The 24,757-nt window shown below is 44.4% G+C and carries 21 protein-coding genes; 13 read left to right on the top strand and 8 right to left on the bottom strand.

All coding sequences use genetic code 11. From position 1 onward, the window contains the following. Positions 1-4: 4 nt before the first annotated feature. From QQL36_RS06935 to QQL36_RS06925, 3 genes are all read right to left on the bottom strand, one after another. Entirely contained in the window at positions 5-1,144 is a 1,140-nt protein-coding gene (locus tag QQL36_RS06935) for a cystathionine gamma-synthase (RefSeq protein ID WP_321569372.1), read from the bottom strand. Between the two features lie 276 nt (positions 1,145-1,420). Then, a complete protein-coding gene (locus tag QQL36_RS06930; RefSeq protein ID WP_321569371.1) occupies positions 1,421-2,011 on the bottom strand; it encodes a DUF2911 domain-containing protein in 591 nt (196 codons plus the stop codon). Between the two features lie 52 nt (positions 2,012-2,063). Further along, the gene (locus tag QQL36_RS06925) at positions 2,064-2,660 is read right to left on the bottom strand and encodes an ACP phosphodiesterase (protein ID WP_321569370.1); all 597 of its coding nucleotides are present in this window, start codon (positions 2,658-2,660) and stop codon (positions 2,064-2,066) included. A 253-nt stretch (positions 2,661-2,913) separates the two neighbouring features. On the opposite strand from QQL36_RS06925, the gene QQL36_RS06920 reads away from it, so the two are divergent. The 3 genes from QQL36_RS06920 to QQL36_RS06910 all read left to right on the top strand — a co-directional run bounded on the left by QQL36_RS06920 (position 2,914) and on the right by QQL36_RS06910 (position 5,902). Beyond that, entirely contained in the window at positions 2,914-3,435 is a 522-nt protein-coding gene (locus QQL36_RS06920; RefSeq protein ID WP_083722975.1) for a hypothetical protein, read from the top strand. 208 nt (positions 3,436-3,643) lie between these two features. Next, positions 3,644-4,618, top strand: a complete 975-nt coding sequence (locus tag QQL36_RS06915) for a deoxyhypusine synthase family protein (protein ID WP_083722976.1) — start codon at positions 3,644-3,646, stop codon at positions 4,616-4,618. 102 nt (positions 4,619-4,720) lie between these two features. Next, a complete protein-coding gene (locus tag QQL36_RS06910; RefSeq protein ID WP_083722977.1) occupies positions 4,721-5,902 on the top strand; it encodes an aldose epimerase family protein in 1,182 nt (393 codons plus the stop codon). 37 nt (positions 5,903-5,939) lie between these two features. On the opposite strand, the gene hemW is transcribed toward QQL36_RS06910, so the two are convergent. Both hemW and QQL36_RS06900 read right to left on the bottom strand, forming a co-directional pair. After that, positions 5,940-7,064, bottom strand: a complete 1,125-nt coding sequence (hemW, locus tag QQL36_RS06905) for a radical SAM family heme chaperone HemW (protein ID WP_083722978.1) — start codon at positions 7,062-7,064, stop codon at positions 5,940-5,942. Between the two features lie 29 nt (positions 7,065-7,093). After that, on the bottom strand, positions 7,094-8,302 hold the full coding sequence (locus QQL36_RS06900) for an MFS transporter (RefSeq protein WP_321569369.1): 1,209 nt from the start codon (positions 8,300-8,302) through the stop codon (positions 7,094-7,096). Between the two features lie 142 nt (positions 8,303-8,444). Between QQL36_RS06900 and QQL36_RS06895 the strand changes: the two genes are divergently transcribed. The 8 genes from QQL36_RS06895 (at position 8,445) to gldN (ending at position 18,822) form a co-directional block, all read left to right on the top strand. Further along, positions 8,445-9,278 (top strand): AraC family transcriptional regulator, encoded by an 834-nt coding sequence (locus QQL36_RS06895; RefSeq protein WP_321569368.1) that lies wholly within the window; start codon positions 8,445-8,447, stop codon positions 9,276-9,278. Positions 9,279-9,339: 61 nt separating this feature from the next. Beyond that, entirely contained in the window at positions 9,340-10,371 is a 1,032-nt protein-coding gene (locus QQL36_RS06890; RefSeq protein ID WP_321569367.1) for a DUF4271 domain-containing protein, read from the top strand. A 33-nt stretch (positions 10,372-10,404) separates the two neighbouring features. After that, the gene (locus QQL36_RS06885) at positions 10,405-11,196 is read left to right on the top strand and encodes a uroporphyrinogen-III synthase (RefSeq protein ID WP_083722982.1); all 792 of its coding nucleotides are present in this window, start codon (positions 10,405-10,407) and stop codon (positions 11,194-11,196) included. Between the two features lie 170 nt (positions 11,197-11,366). Further along, a complete protein-coding gene (locus tag QQL36_RS06880) occupies positions 11,367-13,400 on the top strand; it encodes a thioredoxin domain-containing protein (RefSeq protein WP_321569366.1) in 2,034 nt (677 codons plus the stop codon). A 478-nt stretch (positions 13,401-13,878) separates the two neighbouring features. Then, positions 13,879-15,174, top strand: coding sequence for an SUMF1/EgtB/PvdO family nonheme iron enzyme (locus tag QQL36_RS06875; protein WP_235643675.1), 1,296 nt, complete (start codon positions 13,879-13,881; stop codon positions 15,172-15,174). A gap of 251 nt (positions 15,175-15,425) precedes the next feature. Then, a complete protein-coding gene (gldL, locus tag QQL36_RS06870) occupies positions 15,426-16,184 on the top strand; it encodes a gliding motility protein GldL (RefSeq protein ID WP_083722984.1) in 759 nt (252 codons plus the stop codon). Between the two features lie 57 nt (positions 16,185-16,241). Then, positions 16,242-17,777 (top strand): gliding motility protein GldM, encoded by a 1,536-nt coding sequence (gene gldM / locus QQL36_RS06865; protein ID WP_083722985.1) that lies wholly within the window; start codon positions 16,242-16,244, stop codon positions 17,775-17,777. Between the two features lie 10 nt (positions 17,778-17,787). Continuing rightward, entirely contained in the window at positions 17,788-18,822 is a 1,035-nt protein-coding gene (gldN, locus tag QQL36_RS06860; RefSeq protein ID WP_083722986.1) for a gliding motility protein GldN, read from the top strand. Positions 18,823-18,933: 111 nt separating this feature from the next. Here gldN and uvrC read toward each other — a convergent pair whose 3' ends face one another. The 3 genes from uvrC to gpmI form a co-directional block, all read right to left on the bottom strand. Continuing rightward, positions 18,934-20,736, bottom strand: a complete 1,803-nt coding sequence (gene uvrC / locus QQL36_RS06855) for an excinuclease ABC subunit UvrC (protein WP_083722987.1) — start codon at positions 20,734-20,736, stop codon at positions 18,934-18,936. 16 nt (positions 20,737-20,752) lie between these two features. Then, positions 20,753-21,319, bottom strand: coding sequence for a hypothetical protein (locus tag QQL36_RS06850; RefSeq protein ID WP_083722988.1), 567 nt, complete (start codon positions 21,317-21,319; stop codon positions 20,753-20,755). 237 nt (positions 21,320-21,556) lie between these two features. Beyond that, positions 21,557-23,080, bottom strand: coding sequence for a 2,3-bisphosphoglycerate-independent phosphoglycerate mutase (gene gpmI, locus QQL36_RS06845; RefSeq protein WP_321569365.1), 1,524 nt, complete (start codon positions 23,078-23,080; stop codon positions 21,557-21,559). A gap of 291 nt (positions 23,081-23,371) precedes the next feature. On the opposite strand from gpmI, the gene QQL36_RS06840 reads away from it, so the two are divergent. Together QQL36_RS06840 and nadC are read left to right on the top strand one after the other, a co-directional pair. After that, positions 23,372-23,791, top strand: a complete 420-nt coding sequence (locus QQL36_RS06840) for a DUF4783 domain-containing protein (protein ID WP_179091113.1) — start codon at positions 23,372-23,374, stop codon at positions 23,789-23,791. A 106-nt stretch (positions 23,792-23,897) separates the two neighbouring features. Next, positions 23,898-24,743: a carboxylating nicotinate-nucleotide diphosphorylase gene (gene nadC / locus QQL36_RS06835; protein ID WP_321569364.1), complete on the top strand. Its 846-nt coding sequence runs from the start codon at positions 23,898-23,900 to the stop codon at positions 24,741-24,743. The last annotated feature ends 14 nt before the right edge of the window (positions 24,744-24,757 follow it).

Here is a 24,757-nt window from a genome sequence, read left to right as displayed (position 1 = left end):
TCAATTATCCAATAGCTTTTGAAAGGTCTGCGATCAGGTCGTCTGCATCTTCAATACCTACACTCAATCGAATCAGCGAATCAACTAAACCATTGCTGATGCGCTCTTCACGGGGAATAGAGGCATGCGTCATAGACGCAGGATGCCCTATCAGGGACTCCACGCCACCCAGTGATTCCGCCAGGGAGAACAGGTGGGTACCGCTCAATACTTTTGTCGCAGCTTCTATACTATCATCTTTTAGCGTAAATGAGATCATGCCACCATAACCACGCATCTGCTTTTTAGCAATAGCATGATTTGGATGGTCTTCAAAACCGCACCAGTATACCTTGGCTACTTTGGAGTGCTGGCGCAGGAAGTGTGCCACCGCAGCCCCGTTCTCACAATGCCTTTGCATACGTACATGCAGGGTTTTCAACCCACGCAGCACGAGGAAACAATCCTGTGGACCAGGTACTGCTCCGCAACTGTTTTGAATGAAATATAGCTGTTTGGCCAGGTCTTCATCTTTCACGATGATGGCGCCATGCACCACATCGCTGTGGCCCCCCAGGTATTTGGTCGCAGAGTGTACAACGATGTTCGCACCCAGATCCAGTGGATTCTGGAGGTATGGAGAGGCGAAGGTATTATCTACCGCCAGCAGTATTTTATGTTCGCCGGCAATTTGTGCACAGGCGGCAATGTCAATGATGTTGAGCAGCGGATTGGTAGGTGTTTCTATCCAGATCAGCTTTGTATTGGCATTGACATAATTACGGATGTTCTGCGCATCCTGCATACCTATGAAATGGAATTTGATGCCATAGCGCTCAAATATTTTTGTGAAGATGCGGTAAGTGCCACCATAAAGATCATTGCTGGCAATGACTTCATCACCGGGGTTCAGGAGTTTCATGACTGCATCAGTAGCGGCCAGGCCACTACCGAAGGAGATACCGAATTTCCCATTTTCTATGGCTGCCAGTGCATTTTGCAGGGCGTCACGGGTTGGGTTCTGGGTACGGGCATACTCATATCCTTTGTGTTGGCCGGGGGCGCTTTGAACATAAGTGGAGGTCTGAAATATGGGGGTCATAATGGCGCCGGTAGACGGATCCGGCGTTACTCCCGCGTGAATGAGTTTAGTTCCCAGCTTCATGCCTGTAAGATTTTGTAGTTTATTAGGAAAGGACCAAAGGTAACGATCCTCAGTACATCCCACAAACGGCAAAATGCGTAGAACTACGTATACCAAAAAGCCATATAATCAAAAACAGCCATCTGAATCATTTACACGGATGAATTCGCTACGTTCACGAACTAAATTTATACGTTAAGCGGATACCGTAGTATTCCCGCAGTATTTCCGTCTAATTTCGGTTCAGGTTTTTCATAGGATATGGTTAAAATTCGTGGGCGGTATTCTTACCGCCTTTTATTTTTTTACAGGAGCAGCATTGCTAAACTTCACAGGCAGGCTCACACTCACTACATCCCATGCTATAATCAGGTTAGCACCGTAATCAGCTTTCTCAAATACCATGGTAAAAGGTTCTACCGGGGTATCCATTTTGGTCACTGGTACATCGATCCTTACTACATCTTTTGCTTCGCTGTATTTGAATGCTCCCCAGATGTCACTATCTCTGTTGATGATGATGGTCCATTTTGTTTCGTTGGGAATGGCATACATGGTGTAGCGACCTTTTGGCACCAGTTTGCCACCGATTGAAACCGGGCGGTAGAATTCCACTTCAGTAGCTTCGTTCGCACCCAGGCGATAGAGTTCACCGTATGGTTCCAGATCGCCAAAGATCTTTCTTCCCTTCTTCTGTGGCCGGCTGTAGATCACGCGGGCCACGAGGGCGCCTGGTTCTCCTTTTACTCTCACAACATAAGGATACATTACGGGATAATACGCCATGTCCATAGGGCTGGAATCCAGTGGCGGCAGTTTTTTGTCCTGTGCAAACACAGCACTACAACCAAACAGGGTAATCAGTGTGGCGATGAATACTTGCTTCATTAATAGCTCTTAATTGTTCAAAAAATATAGTTGCGCAAACCTACGATTAAAGTTATACAGATGTAGGTGCTGGCGGTACATTTTGCACAAAGGTGACAAGGTCCGGAAAAAAGGTCTGGTAGCTGGCAGCGAGTGCATCATAGTTTGCTTCCAGTGCTGCAAAAGGTACGTCGGCAGTTACTTCCAGGTAACGGCTTCTTCTGACAATGCCGCTGAAAGTTTTGTAAATACCATCCTTGTGTTGGTAACCCAACAGCCAGTTTTGTTCACTCATATACCTGAATACTTCCTGAAAACCAACGGGTAACAGGTAATGTCGTTCCTTTAGTGTAGTATATACTTCCTGTGCAAAGGCGGCCAGTGTATTGCCGGGGAACCGGGTTGTATCGTTGGCCAGGAAATGATCGTAGACAATGTCGATGAATACGGCGCTGTACTTGCCACAGCCGGGTTGAAAGAATCTCTTCGCTTCCAGTGTGACAGGATGTGTATCCGTGAAAGAATCTATAAGCCTATGCAACCGAATGCCCTGCTGTAGACCTGTATCATAATCCTGCCAGTGCTTTCCTTTCACAAAGTCGGCAATCATATTACCGATAGTGATGGAAGGCTGGTGATATGATAAATATGCATGAGCGAGAAAATTCATATAGCGAAGATAGATTTTATTTTCCTTGTCCAGTTTAACAAAAGCTTAACGGTGACGCCTGCAACTTTCCTTCTTCCAGTGCAACTCTTCTATGGTAACGCTTGTATATCGTGTCCGGTAAAGGAATATCGCCCCAACATTACAGGAGATTGCGCACATCTTATCCAGTGACTCTCCATTTGTAACAAAAGCCTTGACCTACCAGCCAGGAACCATGTACCTTTGACTCATCAAACAAAATAAAGTTTCCGCCATGAAACAATTCAGTTCAAAAATCAGTAACCACATTGCACCTGTGGGTGTAAGGCCTTTTGGCCATTTCAAAAAGCTGTTGCTCCTGGTAGCAATTGCTTTATTTACCTCGATCTACTCTTTTGCAGGTACCGGCGCCAATGAGCTGGAAGCATCCAGTACATTGAAAACCGCTCTGAATAAGGAGTTTACCGGAGCATCTGCCATCAAATGGTACAGTGATGACAACAAGACCTTTATGGCTAAGTTCATGCTGAATGAGCGTAACGTAACGGCTTATTTTGATGGAGAAGGTCATCTGCTGGCTACGCGTCGTTATGTTGACGCAGCCAACCTCCCGCTGTCTGTTGCTTCAAAACTGGCGCAGCGTTATCCAAACGAAGCTATCCGTTGGGTAGTAGAGTTCCAGAGTGATGGTAATACAGCGTATTATGTAACACTGGAAGGTAACAATACCTGGAAGGTGATCAAAGCAAGTGCTAACGGCGACCTGAGCGTACACCAGCGCCTGAAAAAAGCATAACCTGCTTTTAAGTTAAAGAAGACTATTGTTAATTTTTGGAACCCGGGGTATTTATTACCCCGGTTTTTGTTTTTACAGGCACTAGCAAAATTTTTATAGTCATTAGCAAAATGATAACCTGCTCCCCTGTTGCGCCTGAATTGAAATCTTTTCAAAATCCTTACCTTTGCCCCTCTGTTTCAAGATTTAAACTTATTCAACAACGGAAATGAACAAAGGTCCAATTTCTCAATTTATCCAGCACCACTATCGCCACTTCAATGCGGCTGCACTGGTGGATGCTGCTAAAGGATATGAAGCTCACTTACTGGAAGGGGGCAAAATGCTGGTATCTCTGGCGGGTGCGATGAGTACTGCCGAGTTGGGTATCTCCTTCGCGGAAATGATCCGTCAGGGGAAAGTGGACATCATCTCCTGCACCGGCGCGAATCTGGAAGAGGATATCATGAACCTCGTAGCGCACACGCACTATAAGAGAGTTCCTCATTACCGTGACCTGAGCCCTCAGGAAGAGTGGGACCTGCTGCAGGATGGTTTCAACCGTGTAACTGACACCTGTATCCCTGAAGAAGAAGCTTTCCGCCGCATACAGGAACATATCCACAAGATCTGGAAAGATGCGGAAGATAAAGGTGAACGTTACTTCCCGCACGAATATATGTACAAGCTGCTGCTGAGTGGTGTGATGAAAGAACACTACGAGATCGATCCAAAGAATAGCTGGATGCTTGCTGCTGCTGAAAAGAATATTCCTATCGTAGTACCAGGATGGGAAGATAGCACCATGGGTAATATCTTCGCTTCTTACTGCATTAAGGGTGAACTGAAGCCTTCTACCATGAAGAGTGGTATTGAATACATGATCTGGCTGGCTGACTGGTATAAACACAACTCCGGTGGTAAAGGTGTTGGTTTCTTCCAGATTGGTGGTGGTATCGCTGGTGACTTCCCAATCTGTGTGGTACCAATGATGTACCAGGATCTGGAATGGCATGATGTTCCTTTCTGGGGTTACTTCTGCCAGATTTCTGATTCTACTACCTCTTATGGTTCTTATTCAGGGGCAGTACCTAATGAGAAGATCACATGGGGTAAACTGGATATCAATACACCGAAATTTATCGTGGAATCTGATGCTACGATCGTAGCACCGCTGATATTCTCTTATTTGCTGGGTTGGTAATTACTACCTTGAAAAATAGTTAAAGGGCCCGACATCATTATGTCGGGCCCTCTTTGCTTTTAGACAGAAAAGCGTATATTGTACCCTTATAACTTCCAATGCATGAAAAACATTATTCCACTACTCACGGTGGCAGCCGCTGTTAGCTTAAGCGCCTGCCAGTCTGGTACAAAATCCAATAATAATTCAGTAGACAGTATGCAGACCACTAAAGACAGCCTTTCAATCGAAGGGAAGATACCTGCTGCACGTTTCGACAGCACGGTAGACGGTAAACAGACAAAATTGTATTACCTGAAAAGTAAAGGTAATGTGCAGGTTGCCATTACAAACTATGGCGGTAAAATCGTAAGTCTGCTGGCGCCTGATAAATCGGGCAAGCTGGAAGATGTAGAACTGGGGTATGACAACATCTCCCGCTATGTTAGCACCAAAGAAAGATACTATGGTGGTATCGTAGGCCGCTACGGTAATCGTATTGCAAAGGGAAAGTTCAAACTGGATGGCAAAGAATATACACTGGCAACCAACAATAACCAAAATCACCTGCATGGTGGTAAAAAAGGTTTCAACGATGTGGTTTGGGATGCTGAGCAAACTGCCCCTAACTCACTGAAACTCCACTACGTATCAAAAGATGGTGAAGAAGGTTATCCTGGTAACCTGGATATCACCCTCACTTACACGCTGACTGACAGTAATGAACTGAAAATCGATTATTCAGCTACTACAGATAAAGCAACTGTTGTTAACTTAACTAACCACTCTTTCTTTAACCTGCATGGTGCTGGTAATGGTGATATCAATGATCTGATCCTGACCATCAATGCAGATAAGTTTACTCCTGTAGATAGCACGCTGATTCCTACTGGTAAATTAGAAGCAGTAAAAGGTACGCCAATGGATTTCACTACTCCGACCAAGATTGGAGAGAGAGTAGATGCAGACTTTGAGCAGCTGAAATTTGGTCGTGGTTATGATCATAACTATGTACTTAACAAGAAAGGTAATGAGTTGTCTCTGGCAGCGAAGGTAGAAGATCCTACCAGTGGCCGTACTTTAGAAGTATGGACAACTGAGCCAGGTGTACAGTTCTATGGTGGTAACTTCTTAGATGGTACCGATAAGGGTAAGGATGATAAGACATATGTACATCGTGGAGCTTTCTGTCTGGAAACACAGCATTTTCCTGATTCTCCGAATCAGCCGGCGTTTCCAAGCGTGGTGTTGAAACCAGGTGCTACTTATACTTCTGAGTGTATTTACAAATTTGGAGTTAAATAAATATTTTCCCGCCCCCCAGCCCTGGGGGGCGTTTTTTTTAGAAGAATAATTCGGAGGCGATACCATCTGCAAATAGCCGGCCTGCTGGTGTTAGCATTAGCTTCTCTCCTTCCTGACGCATCCAGCCTTTATACAAATACTTAGCAACCTCTTTTTGAATTTTTTCTTTTTTGTCATTTCCGAATCTGTCGGCAATGGTGGTTAGATCACATCCTGCTGAAGTTCTTAACGATGTCATTAAGTATTCATTCAACATCATTACGGGTGTCAATTCCTCTTTTTCAAAGTTCAATTTCCCGTGTTCCAGACTTTTTATATACAATGCATTATTAGCCACATTCCATTGTCTTGACTTTGTGTCAAAACTATGAGCTGAAGGACCTAAACCCAGATAGGGCGCCCCTTGCCAATAGCTGCTATTGTGCCGTGAATGCCATCCTTTTAAGGCAAAGTTTGAAATCTCGTATTGCTCATATCCACCATCTTCTGTCCATTTCAATAATTGCTCAAAATGTCTGGCTGCTTTATCTGCATCAATGGCAGGTATCTTCTTCTTTTTGATAAAATGATCTAATGCGGTACCTGCTTCCACCGTCAGTGCATAACAGGAAAGATGAGGAACTTTCAAATCCACTGCCTGCTGTACATTGTACTCCCACCCTGCATCAGTCAGGGTTGGGCCGCCGTAAATCAGGTCAATTGTCATGTTCTCAAATCCTGCATCCTGCGCGTGGAGAATACACTCTTTTGCCTGCTTAGCATTGTGTGCGCGATGCATCCATTTCAGGTCTTCCTCGTGAAAGGACTGAATACCAATACTCAGTCTGTTGACACCCGCATTTTGCAGCATATGCAGCTTTTCAGGAGTCAGATCATCCGGATTGGCTTCCAGCGTCACTTCGGCACCAGTATTGACAGTAAAGTTTTTATGAATTGCTTCTAATAAGCGGAGCAGGTCTTTTTCAGGTAACAAACTTGGCGTACCGCCTCCAAAGTAGATTGTATTAATAGGTTCGCCAGACAGATATGCTGTTTGTAACTCAATTTCCTTTAATAAGGCTGTTACTACTGCTGGCTCCTGCGCCAATGAAGTAGAGAAATGAAAATTGCAATAGTAACAAGCCTGCTTGCAAAAAGGAATATGCAAATAAATACCCGCCATTCTGCAAAGGTGGGTATTTATCCGCGATTTTAGCGCACAGGAATTTCGCCTTTATGCTGCCAGTAATTTATGAGCACGGCAATGATAAACCCGGTGAACACCATCACCATGCTGAACATAAAGATATGTCCCATGCCAAAAGTGCTCTCCACAAGGCCTACCAGTGGGCCGGTAATGCCCAGAGAAAGGTCAATAAATAAGCCATAGCCACCCAAAGCCGCCCCTTTGTTGGATGCAGGCACCAGTTTCACCGCCTCTACTCCCAGTGCAGGGAATACCAGCGAAAAACCAAACCCGGCAATACAAGCGCCTACCAGTGCGATATGCGGGCTATATGCCTGCCAGAGAATGGCCAAACCAATGGCTTCTGTGAGCAGACAAAAGATCGCCGTCTTCATACCACCATATCGGTTGATGTAATCTTCGAAGAACAGACGACCCAGTATAAAGCTGATACTGAAGGTAGACAGGCACATTACAGCACCCTGCCATCCCAGTTGAGAATAATACAAAGTGATGAAAGTAGAAATGGTGCCAAAACCTAAACCTCCCAGCGCCAGGCACACACCAAACGGTGTCACCGTTTTGAATACATCCATGAAAGGTTGTCTTGGGGCGGTAGATGTAGATTTCAAAGGTGTTTTACCCCTGGCATAATAATATCCCACGATACCACATATCATAATCAGACCAGCCATAGTGCTCATTCCAAAATTGTGGTGGAGTATAGCACCAAAAGGAGCGCCGATGGCCAATGCGCCATAGCTACCAATACCATTATAAGAGATCGCCTTGCTGGTATGTTCATCTCCTACAGCGAGGATGGCCCAGTTAATAGGACTCGCGCCAATCATCCCTTCAGCAAAACCAGTCGTAAGGCGGGTCACAATGAGCAAAGAAAGACTCAGCGCAGGAATACCTTTAAAGAAATAAGCGACAACCAGGAGCGCTCCGCTCACGCCAAAACCAATCATCCCCATTATCACAGCGGGTTTAGGTCCTTGTTTGTCAACGATGCTACCAGCATACCCTCTGAAAAGGAAAGTCGTAATGTATTGAAGACTGATCACTACACCTGCAGTCATTGTACTAAAACCCAGGTCGTGATAAATAAAGAATGGTAATACCGCCAGTGCAAGACCAATGGTAAAGTATCCAATAAAGGTAAAAGCAACGAATTCCGCTATGGTCGAACGGACTCTCGACAACGAAACACCAGCATTTTGTGCTGCTTGCATATTTAATTATTTAATTAACAATAGGAGTGTAAGTAGTACAGGCTAAAAGAGCATTACACTCAGGTGTATTCATCTGCAAAGTTCCTGTAGTATTCTTTGGCGAAAATGGTATATGTAGGATATATTATTGTAAATTTAATAGATGAAGCGGAGACAGTTTGAGCCACTTGAAATAGACGAAATGGATACAGACGTCTACCATTTGCCGGTGCATAGCCATACTTATTACGAAATGATTTATGTATATAAGGGTGATGGCATCCACCAGCATAACAATAACAGAATTCCATATGAGGCGGGAGACCTGTTTTTGATCTCTCCTGAGGATGAGCATTATTTTGAAATCGGCCAGCGGAGCCGGTTTATCTTTATAAAATTTACAGACAGTTATTTCAGTGGACGAAGTTATCTTTCCCTGTCTGCTTCTCCTGAAAAGATCATGCGCCTTACCCTTCTCAAGGAAATGAAGCCGGTAATGGATGAGGCTGGGAAAGTGGTGCTGCGTAATACGATCGATAACCTGCTCATTTATTGGAAACAGGAGAAGGATATATCGAACTCACCGTTGATGTACTTCCAGGTATTGTCGGTTTTCGGGCTGATCAGAGAGGCGATGATTCGTATGAATGTGAGAATCGACCAGGGACAGCCCGACAAAGAGGAAATGATCTCATATATTCATCAGCATATCTACGACCCCTCATTAACTAAGATCAGGCATATCGCCAGCCACTTCAACATAAGCCCTAATTATTTCAGTGCTTATTTCAAGCGAAACTTCGATGTAAGTTACCGGGATTATGTCAACGACTACCGGATTAAGCTAATAGAAAACCGGATAGCTTCGGGTACAGTAACGATGAAGCAGATTGCCTTCGAGTTCGGCTTTACGGATGCCAGTCATTTATCACATTATTTTAAACAGCGCAAAGGGATACAGCCCGGATCATACAGAAAAGATGCAGAGCACCTATAGACGATGGACTTATTTTATATCTTTGCCAGCAATCATATTTCAGCATAAAAAAATATTTGAGGTGCGAAGCTGGTTATTGTTCCTGTTCATATTACCCTGTTTACGGATAGCTGCTCAAGACAGTGCGGCAGTCAGGCCTACGACTCCTGTGGCAACAGAGAGCCTTGTCCGTAAGGATACAGGAATCGTGAAGCCGGTGAAGAAGAAGGTGCCTGTAATAAAAAAAGATAGTGTGGGTGTAAAACCGGCAGCGTCTGCTACCCCTGTGATAGCCGGCACTGACACCCTGCGTACTGATACGATTCCGCAGGTACCGGCCGTACCTTTGCATCAGGAAACGATTTATGAGAAGTATCTAAAGACATTGACCGCCAGCAATATATTTCTGAAACTGAACAAGCCCCACAGGCTGGACCTCAATCCAGTCCGTGCATACAGAGACCTTGACTGGCTGGTATATGTAATGGGAGGAGTCGTTTTATTACTGGGAATAATCCGGTTGAGCTACCTGAAGTATTTCACAGATCTGTTCAGGGCCTTTCTGAACCCAACCCTGAGCCAGCGTCAGCTGAAAGATCAGTTGTCACAGAGCCCTTTCCCCAACTTGCTGCTGAATATATTTTTTGTGATTAGCCTGGCCATGTACTTATATCTGCTCATGTATCGCCAAAACTATATACCCGGCAGTAATGCATGGATGGTAATACCGGCATTGATCGTTTTGGTTGCCCTGGTCTATAGTATAAAATATGTGATGTTGCGTTTTTGTGGCTGGTTATTCGGTAGTGTGGAGCTGGCAGATGCATATATTTTTATTTTGTATCTGATCAACAAAGTATTGGGAATTCTGCTAGTGCCATTCCTCGTTATTCTGGCCTTTTGCAGGCCTGAACTGGCAAAAGCCTTCCTGTACATATCCGTTTTTTTTATAGTAATATTGGTCGCATACAGGTATATCAGGTCCTATTCAGTGGTAAAGCAATACTTATCTTTCAGCAGATTACATTTTTTTCTTTACCTTTGCGCATTCGAAGTAGCGCCGGTATTAATAATTACAAAGGTGCTGCTGGTCTGGTTAACTGGCGGTCATTGATCTCCTATTGTTAACACAAGAGCAAAAAAACGTATGATTAAAGGCGGGCCAAAAAAAGATTTGCAAGCGAAACAGATTCAGTCAATTCTAATTTCCCAACCTAAGCCTGAAACAGAAAAATCACCATACTTTGAACTAGCGAAAAAATTCAATGTGAAGTTGGATTTTTATCCGTTTATAAGGGTGGAGGGACTGTCCGCGAAAGATTTCAGGAAACAGAAGATTGACATACAGCTTTTTACAGCCGTGATATTTACGAGCCGTAATGCTGTAGACCATTTCTTCCGCATTTGCGAAGAAATGAAAATCAAAGTATCGCAGGATTGCAAGTATTTCTGCATTACAGAAGCAATTGCGTTGTATCTCCAAAAATTCATCCTTTACCGCAAGCGTAAGGTATTCTATGGGGCTGATGGTTCTACCAAAAGTCTGCTGGAAGTGATGAATAAGCATCGCGATAACGAGAAATTCCTTTTCCCTAGTTCTGACAGCCAGCGGAAAGACATTGAAGAGTGGCTTAAAGCCAACAAATGTGAATACGCAACTGCTACCCTTTACAAAACCGTTTCGAACGATGTAAAGGAAGTATTGTCTGGCAAAGATTACGACATGATTGTGTTCTTTAGCCCGTACGGAGTGAAGTCGCTATTTGAAAATATGCCGAAGTTTGAGCAGAATGGCACTCATATAGGGGCCTTCGGTCCTACTACTTCTGCTGCGGTAGAAGAGGCCGGTCTCAGATTGGATGTAAAAGCACCTGCGCCACAAGCTCCTTCTATGGTAGCTGCCCTGGAACAATACCTGGCTACTACCAACAAGAAATAAATCTTCCTAATTTCAGGTAGAATTAACTGAGAATAACAGCTTTCTACCTGTTAATCAGGGTAAATAGAAAAATAATCTGTAAAAAAAACAGGAAATTAATATACCTTAAGGGACAGCAATCGCTGTCCCTTCTTATTTTTGGAAAAAGGAATTACTGGAAGACCATAACCGTGAACAAACTATCTAACGAGACGAGCCCGTATCTCCTACAGCATGCGCACAATCCTGTAGAGTGGTACCCCTGGGGCGATGAGGCTTTACAAAGGGCAATAGCAGAAGACAAACCAATATTAGTTAGCATTGGCTATGCCGCTTGTCACTGGTGCCATGTCATGGAACGCGAAAGCTTCGAGGACGAAGCCACTGCGCGGATCATGAACGAACACTTCATTAATATCAAGATAGATAGAGAGGAACGACCAGACCTGGACCATATTTATATGGACGCCCTGCAGGCTATGACCGGATCTGGCGGCTGGCCCCTGAATATGTTCCTGACCCCGGAGCGACTGCCATTCTATGGAGGTACCTACTTCCCTCCCATGAAAGCTTACAACCGCCCCTCCTGGCAGGAACTGCTGCTGGCCCTGTCTGATGCGTTCAAAAACAGAAGGGAAGACATTGAGACACAGGCTATTAACATGCGTGATCACCTGGTACAGGCCAGCAAGTTTGGTAGCACAATCAACCTGCTTCCCAAAGAAGAACAATTCACTCGCAACCAATGTGATATTATTTTCAACAACATAATGCAACAGGCTGATAAGGAATGGGGAGGATTTGGAAATGCTCCAAAGTTCCCCGGCACTTTTATCATTCAGTACCTGCTGCGCTACTATCATAGTTTCGGAGAACAGGCGGCCCTGGATCAGGCGCTGCTGTCGCTGGACAAAATGATACAGGGCGGTATCTATGACCAGGCCGGTGGCGGTTTTGCCCGCTATAGCACCGATGCCAAATGGTTGGCGCCGCACTTTGAGAAGATGCTTTATGACAATGCATTGCTGGTAGATGTGATGAGTGAAGCTTACCAGGTAACAGGCAATCCGTTGTATTCCATTACAATAGCAGAAACACTGACTTTTGTACAGCGGGAAATGACGGATGCGGGTGGTGCTTTTTACGCCGCGCTGGATGCAGATTCGGAAGGGGTGGAAGGTAAGTTTTATACCTGGAGCAAGGCAGAGATAGATGAAATATTAGGATCAGATGCAGACGCATTTTGTCGCTTTTACGATATCAGTGAAGAGGGAAACTGGGAAGAGACCAACATACTATGGATTAAACAGTCGCTGTCGGCCTTTGCTGCTGAAAATCAGGTGGATGAGACAGCGCTGAGCGAACAGCTGGCCATTGGCCTTGCCAAATTGATGGAGGTAAGAAGCCAACGTATAAGGCCGGGATTGGACGATAAGCTCCTATTAGGCTGGAATGCCCTGATGATACATGCCTGCTGTAAAGCCTTTGCTGCAACAGGAGAAGAAAGTTACAGGGACATGGCTCTGAAGGCGATAGATTTTTGCTGGACACATTTCCGGAAGGATGGAGAGGACTCCTTTTATCATACCTATAAAAATGGACAGGCAAAATATCCGGCATTTCTGGATGACTATGCCTGGTTGATCAGGGCGTTGATTGCCCTGCAGGAGGTAACCGGAGACAAAACGTGGCTGGACAAGGCTTTTTCCCTAACAAGTTTTGTCTTGCAGCATTTTTCTGACGAAACCGGTGTATATTGCTTTTATACTGTTGAGAGTCAATCTGATGTGATTGTCAGAAAGAAGGAAGTATACGACGGAGCTACGCCAAGTGGCAATGCAGTAATGGCAGCCAACTTATGGTACCTGAGTATTGTATTCGACCAAAAAGAATGGGCGGAAAGATCCTTAAAAATGCAGGCGGGTCAGGCACAAACTACGGTGAGGTATCCTACGTCATTGGGGGTATGGTCTGGACTGCTGTTGCAAAGGGTACAAGGCGTGAAAGAAATTGCGATTGTAGGGCCGGATTATAAGTTGAGAATGGAGGATACTAATAAGCGTTATATTCCGTTTAAGGTACTGTTGGGAGCAACGCATGATGATCCTGAAAAACCCTTACTGTCACACAGGGAGCGGGCGGATGAGACGCTGATCTATGTTTGCGAAGATTATCATTGCATTAAACCTGTGAATTATATAGACGAAATTATTAATTTGAAATAATATTTATGTATCTTGCATGACCATATCTCTGTAAAAAGGAAACGGTAAAAAGGATTTTTCGTCAGATATAATAAAATGTTAAAAAATACGTTTAATTTAATTGTCATCGGTCCTATGAGCGAATGAAAAAGTTGGCTAAAAACTAACTACGGATTAAAATTAATCGTTACATTTGTTATCTTACTTAAGATTCAAACGGGTGAGTGATGGGCAAAAGGTGCTGATTCTGAGAACACGACCTGATCGGGCAAGATATTAAAGAAACCAACAAGCGAGCAACCAGTTATATCTGGAGTTGTCTATAAATCAGCAGCTTTAGAGTCATTTAAAATTCAAAAAATGTGAATGGCTGGTTGGCTTATCGGTCTAACCGGGAGATTCCGGGAAGACTTCGGCCATGTTTCAGAACTTAGCGACGGCAAGCAGTCTCATTTCGGCCAATGGAACTGCGTCGCTGTATCGAAATAAATGATTTTCAATGAAAGCTACCCTTATGAAGCTTAATTTTTCAAGTGGTCTGTTAGCAGTATTGCTGGTTAGCCTGCTAGCCAGCTGCGGTGGTAGTAAAACCCCCAAAAATGCACAAGGACAGCTGATTGGAGTTAGTCCCAGACCGAAGTATTTCCCTCCTGTACCCTATGGAATGGTGTATGTACCGTCAGGTACCTTTCATATGGGCCCCAGCGATGAGGATCTGAACTATGCGTACACTGCTCGTAACAAGTCTATTTCCATTTCCGGCTTCTATATGGATGCTACGGAAATTACAAATAACGAGTATCGTCAGTTCGTACAATGGGTGACAGACTCTATCGCGCACATTCTGCTTAGCCATGTAAAGAGTGATGGTGGACAGGATGTGATCGACTGGAAGCAGAAGATCAATTACAAAGATAAAGGCACCATTGATAAGCTGGAGCAAATGACATATGCTCCGGAGGATCGCCTGTACGGTCGTAAGGAATTCGACGTACATAAACTGGTGTATCATATAGAAACTTTCAACTGGGAGCAGGCAAAGCTGCGTGAGAACGCAAACAAGCCACGTTCTAAGTTCATTGTAAAGAAAGATGTAGCTGTATATCCTGACACCCTGTGTTGGATCAGAGACTTCTCTTATGCTTACAATGAGCCTATGACGAGAATGTACTTCTGGCACCCGGCATTTGATAATTATCCGGTAGTAGGCGTGACCTGGCACCAGGCAAACGCATTCGCTGAATGGCGTAGTAAGTTCTGGGAAGACTATCGTATCTCTAAGAATCTGTTTACTGAAGATAAATTCCAGTTACCTTCCGAGGCACAGTGGGAATATGCTGCACGTGGTGGTAGAGAGCAATCTCCTTATCCATGGGGTGGTTATTATATCCGCAACAAGAAGGGCTGTCTGCTGGCGAACTTTAAACCAGGTCGTGGTAACTATCCTGAAGATGGTGGTTTCTACACTGTAAGAGCAGACGCTTATTGGCCTAACGACTACGGACTGTACAACATGTCTGGTAACGTAGCGGAATGGACACAGGATATCTTCTATGAGAATGCCTACTCCTTCACATCTGACATGAACCCATACCTCCGTATGGACGTAACGGATGATGCGCCACCAAAAATGAAGCGTAAAGCTGTAAGAGGCGGTAGCTGGAAAGACATCGGATATTTCCTTCAAACAGGTACCCGCTCTTACGAGTATCAGGATAGTGCTAAATCTTACATTGGTTTCCGTTGTACGATTGCATTCCTGAGCCGTTCTAAAAATGATTTTGGTCACCATTAATCTGGCAAGTATTCAATAGTATAATCAGCATTACGGATAGATGGGCAGGACACAGGCACAGATCGAAGCTGTACCGGGATTTATTCCGGTTGCCTTTGGGACAGGCATGTAGTGTATGTTAAACAACTTAAAATATGTTCAACATGAGAAACCGTATGATGTACATAGTGAAACCGCAAATCATCGATGAGCAACAACTATTCCATAACAACAATTTAACCTTTAACACTTTAACCAGTAAATTTTGACCTATGGCTATGAATCCTACTACATCGAAATGGCTTAATTTCTTTGTTTGTATCGCGGCATCAGTAGTAATTATCGGAGCGTTGTTCAAACTGCAACACTGGCCAGGCGCGGATATCGCCCTGATCGTTGGTTTGAGCACTGAGGCATTAATCTTCTTTGTATATGCATTCGTACCAGATAGTGGTGGCGGAGATCACGGCGGCGAAACTCACGTTTCTGTTGTTGCCGGTGGTAGCCCTGCTCTGGCTGGCCTGGACAAGATGCTGGAAGAAGCTGACATCACTCCTGTATCATTACAACGCCTGAGCGAGAACTTCCAGAAATTAGGTACCACCGTCGATAAGATGAGGGACATTAGCGACGTCGTTGCGGCTACAGGCGACTACACCCAGAAAACAAGGGAAGCTGCCAGCGCAATTACAAACGTTGCTCACGCTTACACTACAGCAGCATCGGCTGTTGCTTCTTTCAACAGTGCTTCTGAGTCTACCAGAAACTTCCATGAGCAAATGCAGGGTATGACCAAGAATCTGGCTTCTCTGAATGCTATCTATGAACTGGAACTCCAGGACACTAACAATCACCTGAAAGCAATGAACAATTTCTACGGAAATCTGCTCAAAGTTTCTTCAGCTATGACCAGCAGCGTAGATGACGCGCGTAAAACTCAGGATCAAATCTCCCAGCTCGCTAAAAATCTGAGCAATCTGAACACCGTTTACGGTAACATGCTCAGCGCTATGCATGGTGCAGGTAGATAAGGTACGCTTATAGTTTTGGAATTAACAACAGACAATCATTTAATCTGAAAACAAACTATGGCACTACCTAAAGATCCCAGGCAGAAGATGATCAATATCATGTACTTGGTCTTGACGGCCATGCTTGCATTGAACGTTTCTGCTGAGATATTGAACGCATTTAATATAGTAAACAACTCAATTATTACATCGAATAAGTCGATTACCGACAAGAATGAAAACACCTACCTCACTTTCGAAGATCAGATGAAATCTGATCCAGGTAAAGTAGGTCCTCTGAAAACAAAAGCTGAAGAAGTAAAAAAACTGTCTGAGGCAATGTATGTATATCTCGATACGTTAAAGAACACGATCATCAGAGAATCAGGTGGACTGGACGAATATGGTGACATCAAATCTAAATCTGACCTGGACGCTCCAACACGCGTCATGGAAAATCGCAAACAAGGACCTGAACTGGAAAAACGTCTGAAAGAACTGCGTGCGCAGCTGCTGACTTATGTTGATCCTAAGGATACTGCCGCTTTTGCCAAATCCTTACCACTGAAAATAGTTGTAGGTGAGTCTCACGGCGGCCACGGACCAAAAAAGAAGGACTGGACCAGCTATCACTTTGAAATGGTGCCAACTATCGCAGCTGTTACCATTTTGAGTAAGTTCCAGAACGACGTTAAAAACTCTGAGTCACTGATCATCGATGATCTGTTGGCCCAGATTAGCAAAAACATCATTCGTTTCGACAAGATCAGACCACTGGTTTCCCTGAATTCCAAGAATCTGATGGAAGGTCAAACGCTGACAGCTCAGATCGCAGTTGGTGCTTACAGCAGCACTGTGAATCCAGACATCGTGGTGAATGGTCAAAACATTACTGCGGTAGACGGTTTGGGTACTTATACTATGCCAGTTTCCGGTATCGGTGAAAAAACTATCTCTGGTACTGTAACGATCAAGAAACCAGATGGCACTGCTGAGACCCTGCCTTTCAATGAGCCTTATAGCGTAGGAGCTTCTACTACTTCTATCTCTGCTGATAAAATGAACGTACTGTACATTGGTTTATCAAACCCAATCTCAGTATCTGCAGGTGGAGTACCAGGTGAAGCAGTTAGCGCTAGCATCTCTGCGGGTTCTATGACGAAGAAAGCTACTGGTGAATATGCCGTAGTTGTAAGCTCCCCAGGTAAAGCAGTTATCTCTGTAAGTGCTAATATCGATGGTAAACAAAAAACTTTAGGTTCCAAAGAGTTTCGTATCAAATACATCCCTGATCCAGTGCTGAAAGTAGGTCTGAGCAAAGGCCCTTCTATGAAAGCTGCTGAGTTCAAAGTACAGGGCGGTCTGCGTGCTGATCTGGAAGACTTCGTATTCGACGGTGTAAAATACGATGTAGTTAGTTACCGTATCGGTATCCAACCTCGTTCCGGCGATTATGTTGAAGGTGAGGCAAATTCCGCTTACTTCCCTAGCTCTGTAATGGGTGCTATCCGTAGCCTGAAACCAGGTGACCAGGTTTACTTCGACAACGTTCGTGTAAAGGGTCCGGATGGTAAAGTAAGAGATATGAGCAATATCAATTTCAAGATAAACTAATATTATTTCTATGCGAGCAGTCATCCTTAACAAAATTGGTTGGTGTTCCCTTATGCTGGTACTCCTGCTGGCATCTCAGGCTGATGCACAACGTCGGGGAGGTAGTACACGTCGTAAATCGGCGACCCCTGATGCAGCTACCCAAGATGCTAACGTAGTAAATCCTGCTACAGGTAACAGCGTTGCGCCGCCACCGCCCCCTCCACCCCCCCCAGGAACATCACTGCGCCCGGATGGTTTCGGTATGGCGGTAGATACACCGCGCAAATCACAGCGTACCGATGGTATCTCTGAAAAGAACTTCATCAAGGACCGTACGCCTATTGCCTATGATCACATTCGCTCAGATGACGAATTCTGGGAAAAGAGAATCTGGCAGGTGATAGATACCCGCGAAAAGATGAACCTTCCTTTTCAATATAATGTTGAGGATGAAAATGGTACAAGCCAGCTGTTCATTAATATCCTGCTCGATGCTATCAAGAGCAAGCAGGTAGAAGCCTTCAGCGCTATCGATGACAGGTTCACTACCCCTATCGCTTACGGTGAGATCCAGAATAAACTGAGCGGTGAAGAAAAAACCATCCGTAGTATCGACCCTGTAACAGGTGAAGAGAAGATGGTAACTACCCGTGATGAATTCGATCCTCGTACTGTAGTTCAGTATAAGATCAAAGAAATCTGGGTATTCGACAAAGAAGCGTCCCAACTGAAAGTTCGTATCCTCGGTATCGCTCCAATGGTATCCCGTATGAACGAAGATGGTTCCTTCCGCGCGGCTATCCCGCTGTTCTGGGTGTACTATCCTGATATGCGTCCTATCCTGGCTAAATACGATGTATACAACCAGAATAACGATGCGGCTACCATGAGTTGGGAAGATCTGTTTGAAATGCGTTTCTTCACCAGCTATGTGACCAAAGAAAACAATACTTATAACCGTGAGATTAAAGATTATATCAAAGACGGTACTATGAGATTGTTGGAAGGTCAGGCTGTTAAGGATAAGATCTTCAACAAAGAACAGGATATGTGGCAGTATTAATAGCTGCTCGCAGATAAAGATTAAAAGAAAAAAGGGATCGCATTGCGCGATCCCTTTTTTCTTGCTAAAAGAGAGCGGGAATCGATTCGCAATTCCCGCTCTCTTTTAGGTTTATGGATGGAAATAAGTGTAAATCAATTTCGCTTTCGCCGCCCCTACTTCCTTCACCAGATCATCCTCCGCCAGCAACTTAATCTTTGCCACTGACCTGAACGTTTTCAACAACTGCGTTGCCGTGTTCTCCCCTATCCCCTTTATTCCTTCCAGCTCATTTTTAAACGTTCCTTTACTTCGCTTATTCCTGTGAAAAGTAATGCCAAATCTATGCACCTCATCACGTACTCTTCTTATCAGTTTCAGGCTCTCACTATCATAAGGCAATTTGATACTATCCTTATCGCCCGGAAAGAAAATCTCTTCTTCATTTTTAGCCAGCCCCACTACCGTCATACTACCCACCAGGTCTAATGCCCTGATACTTTCCATTGCTGACCCTAATTGTCCCTTACCACCATCTATGATCACCAGCTGTGGTAATGGCTGCTGCTCTGCCAATAAGCGGCTATAACGGCGAAATACGACCTCCTTCATCGAAGCAAAGTCATTGATCCCTTCTACGGTTTTCACATTGAAATGACGATAGTCTTTTTTAGACGCTACACCATCTTTGAATACTACACAGGCAGATACCGGATATGCACCCTGAAAGTTCGAGTTATCGAAACACTCAATATGCGTGGGTAAATCAACCAGTTCAAGATCTGCCTGCAACTGATACAACACCTTTTTCTTCTCCATATCACTCTTGCCTTCCAGGTGCAGGATCTTTTTACGATGCAACTCTTCTTTGAAGTAATTAACATTCTTCTCAGAGAGTTCCAGTAGTTTCTTCTTATCGCCTCCTTTGGGTACAGTGACTATTACATTCTCTTCCGGATATTCTATTTCAATGGGCACAATGATCTCTCTTGTTACACTCTTGAAAGCATCTCTCAGATAGTTGATCGCATACGCCAACACCTCCTCATTTTCTTCTTCCAGTTTTTTCTCCAGTGTCACTGTTTTTGTATCCGCAATTGTTCCATTCAACACACGGAGGTAATTCACATATGCATGGTTTCCTTCACTGATGATAGAGAAGACATCTACATGGCCCACCTTTGTATTTACAATGGTGGATTTGGATTGATAATCCTGTAGTTTTTCAATCTTCTTTCTCATAATCTCTGCCTTCTCAAATTCCATGTTCATAGCATGCTCCTGCATCTGTGTGCGAAACAGTTGCAATATTGGAGAGAGGTTGCCTCTCAGTATGTTCTTTACCTGCGACAAGCCTTCTCTGTAATCGTCTTCTGTCTGCAAGCCTTCGCAAGGACCTTTACAGTTGCCCAGATGATATTCAAGACATACTTTGTATTTACCCTTTGCAATATTCTGTGGAGAAAGATTCAGTGTACAGGTACGTAATGGAATGTTGTACCTGATCACTTCCATCAGTTCTTTGACTCTCCACACGGAAGTATAAGGCCCCAGGTATTCCGATCCATCCTTAATCACATTCCGGGTAAATAACACCCTTGGAAAGGACTCATGTTTGATCACGAGATAAGGATATGTTTTATCGTCCTTGAGGTTGATATTGAACTTAGGCTGGAACTGTTTAATCAGTGAGTTTTCCAGCAGAAAAGCATCCTGTTCGGAGCCAACGATGGTAAACTCAATATGATGAATATGTTCGACCAGTTTCCTGGTCTTAAAGCTATCGTGATTCTTTGCAAAATAAGAGCTCACCCGTTTCCGCAGGCTTTTCGCTTTGCCCACGTACAGGAGCTCGCCACCTTCATTATAGTATTTATAAATACCGGGTTGAAGGGGAATGGTATGTGATATCTGTGAAAACTCCGCTGCTGTCATCTGATCAATAAAGTCATTAAAGGTGCATCATCGCAATCTTAATATCCAGTTCTTTTTCGGGCAGGAAAGCGATATGCTGTCTTGTCGTGATCCGGATATGATGATTGTGCTGATACTCGAGGTTTTGTTCGTATTCATAAACGAGGTTGCGTACATGTCTGTTCAGTTGTACGGCAGTGATATGTTGTGCATTGTCCAATTCAATAATAATTTCCTGGGGCAGGGTCGCATCATCTTTTGCCTTGTACATCAGGGAACGCTTGCCGGTGAACTGATCTGCCAGCAAAATGGTATCGTAGGCACCCTGCAAACTTGGTTTGTGGAGGTCTACATCCATAAAGGGTGCGAGCATATTATGTAGTTGCAGGGAATCGGGTGCGGTGATAGTGACACTATCATGCTTTGTATTCAATGAAACTGTTTTGAATAACCCGGGTTTTTGTAGTTCCAGTCCGTTGAGCTCATCCTGAAAGAAGCCTTTTAGGTCCCTGTATCCGCTGCCAGTTGGAGAAGGGGTGGAAGAGCCGGTTTTGCAGGATGTAAAGAGTATAGTGCCAGTCAGTAATGTCCAGAAAAATTTCATGCAGCAAAGGTAGCGAAGTATGAGGAATTGAAAGGAACAGCAAACTGAACTGCTGCTAAAGTAAGCGGTAAAAAATAATGCGCCGTGAAGACGGCGCATCTGATGCATGAGCAAATCTGTCGAGAGCACTAAAAACGTAAAACGGTTTACCTACGTGAATAGTTACAGGTAATGGGGAAAAATAAAAAGGCCGTTCTGTACTCACAGAACGGCCTTTTTGTATTGTCAGTGCATCAATTAAACAAGGACATTACCACTCATTTCCTTAGGGATAGGTAATCCCATCAGGGTCAGGATGGTAGGTGCTACGTCACCCAGTTTACCAGGTTTTACTTCACCTTTGAAATCATTGCTGATGATGAAGTAAGGTACAAGATTCAGGGTGTGAGCGGTATTGGGTGTACCGTCGCCGTTTACCATGAAGTCAGCATTTCCGTGGTCAGCAGTCAGGAACACGGTATAATCGTTCGCCAGCGCAGCTGCAACTACCTTGCTTACGCAGGTATCTACAGTTTCTACTGCTTTGATAGCGGCTTCCCAGATACCGGTATGCCCCACCATGTCAGCATTAGCGAAATTGAGGGCGATGAAGTCAGCTGATTTCTGGTTGATTTCAGCTACGATGGTATCTGTTACTTCGAATGCGCTCATTTCTGGCTGCAGGTCGTAAGTAGCTACTTTAGGAGAAGATACGATCAGACGGCGTTCGCCATTAAATTCTTTTTCGCGGCCACCGGAGAAGAAGAAAGATACGTGTGGATATTTTTCAGTTTCCGCAATACGGATCTGGGTACGGCTGTTTTGTTCCAGCACTTCACCCAGGGTATTGGTCAGGTTATCGTTTTCGAAGATCACGTGCACGCCTTTGTATGTTTTATCATACTCAGTCATGGTGGTGTAGAACAGGTTCAGTGGTTTCATATCGAAATCAGGGAAAGCCTGTTGAGTGAGCACCTGGGTGATTTCACGACAACGGTCAGTACGGAAGTTGAAGCAGAGAACGGCATCACCGTCCTGGATGGTGGTCACTGGTTTACCAGCAGCGTCAGTGATGATCACTGGTTTGATAAATTCGTCAGTTACACCCGCTTCGTAAGAAGCTTTTACAGCTGCCAGTACATCGGTAGCAGGGGTACCTGTACCATTTACCAGGGCATCGTAAGCCAGTTTTACGCGTTCCCAGCGTTTATCGCGGTCCATAGCGTAGTAGCGACCTGTGATGCTGGCTACCTGACCGGTAGTTTGTGCCAGGTGAGGCAGCAGGTCAGAGAAGTAGCCGAGGCCACCTTTAGGATCTGTATCGCGGCCATCGGTGAAGGCGTGGATATATACTTTGGTCAGGCCTTTTTCCTTCGCGATCTGGGTCAGGGCTTTCAGATGGGTAATATGAGAGTGTACACCACCGTCGCTCACCAGACCAATCAGGTGAAGGGCTTTATCTTTGTCTTTAGCGTAGTTGAAAGTTTCCTGCAACACAGCGTTAGATGCCAGTTCTCCAGTGCGGACAGCTACATTGATACGCTGGAGTTCCTGGTATACAATACGGCCAGCACCAAGGTTCAGGTGACCTACTTCTGAGTTGCCCATTTGTCCGTCCGGTAAGCCTACCTGTTCGCCACAAGTCACGAGCGTACTGTGTGGGTACTTTGAATAAAGACTGCTCACGAAAGGTGTCTTGGCATTTGCTATTGCGTCAGCGGAAGGAACCTGTCCTTGTCCCCATCCATCCATGATAACGAGCATGGCTTTTTTCTTTTCCATATATCCGGTTGAGATTTTAAAGCAGTAAGGTCGTAAAGTTAACAAGCATACTTCAATTCCACTAGTAATTTGATCATTTGGCAGCAAAATTCATATCAGCCCCTTCTGAATTTAGATGTCATAACACGCACTTAAGTTTTAATCTAAATTTATATATTTTTAAATTTGCATTAATTACCAATTGGATGATACAACGATAATTGTATTTTCCGCGTCAACCCGCAGTTTGGCATAGTTTTAGCCCATTTCACATTGATGATGAAAACTTTACTATCTACTAAAATACTGGCAATGAAAAAGATAATGTATGTGCTGGGAGTGGTGCTGTTAGCAGGCATTGTCACTGCATTTACAATGTCAGCATCGGCTTTAAATCCCGCTGCTGCAGGACCTTTTGAAGATGTAGTCAGCTCCATCAAATCGGGCGATGCTGGTTCACTCTCCCGCTATCTTGATAATACTGTTGAAATCAACATCTCAGGTAAATCCAGCTCTTATAGCAAGTCACAGGCTGAAATAATATTGAAAGACTTTTTTTCAAAGAATCAGGTCAAGTCCTTCGAACTGATCCATCAGGGAGAAGGCGGTGGAGGATCCCGCTTCGGTATCGGTAATATGGGTACCTCCGGCGGTTCATATCGTACGTCCTTTTTCTTACAAAAAAAGGGAGGCTCAATGGTACTCAACGAGCTTCGTTTTGAAAACAAGTAATGATTGTTAAGATTGATATTGTTTAGTCCGGAGTACATCTCCGGACTTTTTTTGTTTGAAAGCGTGATTTAAAATTCTCTTACTTTCGTTGTCTCAAAGCAATAGTATGTTACAGGAACCAGCATTAACAAACCTTATCCGCAACGCACTGGCAGAAGATATCGGAGACGGAGACCACTCTACCCTCGCATGTATACCGGCAAATGCCAGAGGTGGTGCCAGGTTGAAGATAAAAGAGAATGGCATTTTAGCAGGAATGGAGGTAGCCACTACCATTTTCCACCTGCTGGACCCTGAAACCGTATTTACTCCCCTGAAGAAAGATGGTGAAGTAATGACCTCCGGCGAAACAGCCTTTGAAGTGCATGCTTCCGTACATACCCTGCTCATGGCCGAAAGACTGGTACTGAACTGCATGCAGCGCATGAGCGGCATTGCCACTCTTACCAATCAATACGTACAGCGCCTGAGTGGCTACCATACCAAACTGCTGGATACCCGCAAGACGACGCCTAACTTCCGCCTATTGGAAAAGGAAGCGGTTAAAATCGGTGGGGGTGTTAATCACAGAATGGGACTGTATGATATGGTAATGCTGAAAGATAACCATATTGAATTTGCAGGTGGCATCACTGCCGCTGTAAACAGAACGGTTGCTTACCTCGAAGAGAACGGATTACCTTTGCAGATAGAAGTGGAAACCCGTAATCTTGATGATGTAAAAGAAGCACTGACCGTTGGAAAGATACATCGCATTATGCTGGACAATTTTACACCAGCACAATTGCACCAGGCATTATTACTGATAGATGGGAAATATGAAACAGAGGCTTCAGGAGGCATTAACCTTGATACGATCGAAGAGTACGCAAAGACGGGAGTGGATTTCGTATCGGCAGGAGCGGTCATTCACCATGCGGTGAGTCTTGACCTGAGTCTGAAAGCAATTTAAAACAGAAATATCCC

It is taken from the genome of Chitinophaga sp. LS1, assembly GCF_034274695.1.
In the GTDB taxonomy this organism is placed as follows: domain Bacteria; phylum Bacteroidota; class Bacteroidia; order Chitinophagales; family Chitinophagaceae; genus Chitinophaga.
Note: the sequence above shows the minus strand (reverse complement) of the source record. Positions and strands in the feature narration are given on the sequence as shown.

Coding starts and splice junctions, on each gene's coding strand:
- gldL (WP_083722984.1), top strand. CDS start 15,426: ATGGCTATGAATCCTACTACATCGAAATGGCTTAATTTCTTTGTTTGT.
- QQL36_RS06850 (WP_083722988.1), bottom strand. CDS start 21,319: ATGAAATTTTTCTGGACATTACTGACTGGCACTATACTCTTTACATCC.
- gldM (WP_083722985.1), top strand. CDS start 16,242: ATGGCACTACCTAAAGATCCCAGGCAGAAGATGATCAATATCATGTAC.
- QQL36_RS06900 (WP_321569369.1), bottom strand. CDS start 8,302: ATGCAAGCAGCACAAAATGCTGGTGTTTCGTTGTCGAGAGTCCGTTCG.
- QQL36_RS06935 (WP_321569372.1), bottom strand. CDS start 1,144: ATGAAGCTGGGAACTAAACTCATTCACGCGGGAGTAACGCCGGATCCG.
- QQL36_RS06925 (WP_321569370.1), bottom strand. CDS start 2,660: ATGAATTTTCTCGCTCATGCATATTTATCATATCACCAGCCTTCCATC.
- gldN (WP_083722986.1), top strand. CDS start 17,788: ATGCGAGCAGTCATCCTTAACAAAATTGGTTGGTGTTCCCTTATGCTG.
- QQL36_RS06930 (WP_321569371.1), bottom strand. CDS start 2,011: ATGAAGCAAGTATTCATCGCCACACTGATTACCCTGTTTGGTTGTAGT.
- gpmI (WP_321569365.1), bottom strand. CDS start 23,080: ATGGAAAAGAAAAAAGCCATGCTCGTTATCATGGATGGATGGGGACAA.
- QQL36_RS06895 (WP_321569368.1), top strand. CDS start 8,445: ATGAAGCGGAGACAGTTTGAGCCACTTGAAATAGACGAAATGGATACA.
- QQL36_RS06840 (WP_179091113.1), top strand. CDS start 23,372: ATGAAAAAGATAATGTATGTGCTGGGAGTGGTGCTGTTAGCAGGCATT.
- hemW (WP_083722978.1), bottom strand. CDS start 7,064: ATGGCGGGTATTTATTTGCATATTCCTTTTTGCAAGCAGGCTTGTTAC.
- QQL36_RS06910 (WP_083722977.1), top strand. CDS start 4,721: ATGAAAAACATTATTCCACTACTCACGGTGGCAGCCGCTGTTAGCTTA.
- QQL36_RS06920 (WP_083722975.1), top strand. CDS start 2,914: ATGAAACAATTCAGTTCAAAAATCAGTAACCACATTGCACCTGTGGGT.
- nadC (WP_321569364.1), top strand. CDS start 23,898: ATGTTACAGGAACCAGCATTAACAAACCTTATCCGCAACGCACTGGCA.
- QQL36_RS06885 (WP_083722982.1), top strand. CDS start 10,405: ATGATTAAAGGCGGGCCAAAAAAAGATTTGCAAGCGAAACAGATTCAG.
- QQL36_RS06875 (WP_235643675.1), top strand. CDS start 13,879: ATGAAAGCTACCCTTATGAAGCTTAATTTTTCAAGTGGTCTGTTAGCA.
- QQL36_RS06915 (WP_083722976.1), top strand. CDS start 3,644: ATGAACAAAGGTCCAATTTCTCAATTTATCCAGCACCACTATCGCCAC.
- uvrC (WP_083722987.1), bottom strand. CDS start 20,736: ATGACAGCAGCGGAGTTTTCACAGATATCACATACCATTCCCCTTCAA.